The organism is Arthrobacter sp. P2b, from assembly GCF_900168295.1.
GTDB lineage: Bacteria > Actinomycetota > Actinomycetes > Actinomycetales > Micrococcaceae > Arthrobacter.
Map to the genome: position 1 here is coordinate 1 of NZ_FVZL01000041.1, position 1,840 is coordinate 1,840.

The window sequence follows — 1,840 nt, forward strand, 5'->3', positions numbered from 1 at the left end:
TGGGTTGGGTGGGCTCGTAAGCGATGAGGCTTTTGCGCTTGGTCCCTGAGTGCGAGTGTCTAGGCCGCGGCTGTGGGGCTCCACAGCGTTTTCGGGCTGTGGGGTTCCCGGCGAAGCCAGCCCACGGAGCGCGCTTAATTAGTCCGGTCCCGGCGTCTGATGCCGGGGGGTGGCGAGAACTTTTATGAAAGGTATGTCGATGGGTGACCAGCTGGAAGATTTCGACTATGACGTCGTTGTCATCGGCGCGGGGTTCGGCGGGATAACTGCTCTGCACAGGCTGCGGAAGCGTGGCCTGCGGGTGCGGGTGTTCGACGCGGCCCCCAGTGTGGGTGGAACGTGGTACTGGAACCGCTATCCAGGGGCCCGTGTTGACATCGAGAGTCTTGAGTACTCGCTGCCTTTTCCTGAGCTTCAGCGTGAGTGGAAGTGGAGCGAGAAGTACGCGGGACAGCCCGAACTCCTCACTTACATGAACTGGGTGGTTGATCGGGTGGGGATCCGTGACGGTATTCAACTTAATACACGGCTGACCTCGGCTGAGTTCCAGAGCGACACTAATGGCTGGAATCTCACTCTCCAGCGGGACGGCAGTGCTGTTGAGATTCGGGCTCAGTACCTCATTCTGGCGACCGGCTTCCTCTCCGTGCCGAACGTTCCGGACATTCCGGGGCTGAAAGACTTCGCGGGTGAGTACTTGCATTCAACGGCCTGGCCGGAGGGCGGGGTGGATCTGGCCGGGAAACGCGTAGGCGTCCTTGGTACTGCCGCCAGCGGGGTGCAGATCATCCAGACCCTCGCGCCAACCGTGGAGCACCTTACGGTGTTCCAGCGCACCGCCAACTGGTGCTCTCCGTTGCGGAACGAGGCCATGCGTCCGGAGTACCAGGAGTGGGTCCACGAGAACTACGAGATGATCCGGGAGCTCGAATACGGGTCTCCAGGCTCTGGCGCCGTGCTCGTCGGTGGCGTGCTCAACCCGCCGCGTGACAGGCTGGGTGCAGGTCTTACCCGTGAGGAACTGTATGCAGAGTGGGAGTCGCGGTGGCGGGCCGGCGGGCCCCACCTGGGACGAAGCTACTCAGATGTCATCCGGGACCGGGAAGTGAACGCCCACCTCCGGGATTTCCTTGCGGAGAAGATCATGGAGCTCGTGGATGACCCCGAGACCGCCCGCAAACTGATTCCAACGCATCCGCCGCTCACCCGGCGTCCTCCTGGCGACACGAACTACTACCAGACGTTCAATCGTCCGAATGTGGAACTGGTGGACGTCAAGGCTGATCCCATCGCCCGTGTGGTTGAGGACGGGGTTGTGCTGGAGAGCGGAGCGAAGCACGACCTTGACGTCCTGATCCTTGCAACGGGCTTTGATGCCGGAAGTGGTGCTGCGCTTGCGATCGACATTCGGGGCCGCGGAGGAGTCTTGCTCCGGGACCACTGGGCGGACGGAGCACGGACACACCTCGGTCTTATGACAAGCGGGTTCCCGAATATGTTCTTTCTCAGCGGGGCGCAAAGCCCTGGCGTGCACTTCTCGCCGCCGCTGCTGGGTGCCTTTCAAGTGGACTACATTCAGCACATCCTGACCGAACTGGAACCCTATCGGCATCCGGCCATCGACGTTACGCCCGAGAGCGAAGAGCGCTGGACCAAGATAGTAGGCGACATCTACGCCAGCACCCTCATCCCCGAAACTGACAGCTGGTGGATGGGCGCGAACATCCCGGGTAAGCCACGGCGCCCGGTAGCCTTCGCCGGCGGCTTCCCGGCCTACCGGAAGTACGCAGAAGAAGCAATAAGCGACGGCATGAGCGGCTTCCGCATCGAAGCAGACGTG

General features: G+C 62.1%; 1 protein-coding gene. It reads left to right on the plus strand.

All coding sequences use genetic code 11. From position 1 onward, the window contains the following. Positions 1 to 199: 199 nt before the first annotated feature. Positions 200 to 1,840: flavin-containing monooxygenase (locus B5520_RS22260; protein WP_176156970.1), on the plus strand; the 1,641-nt coding region annotated here is incomplete at its 3' end.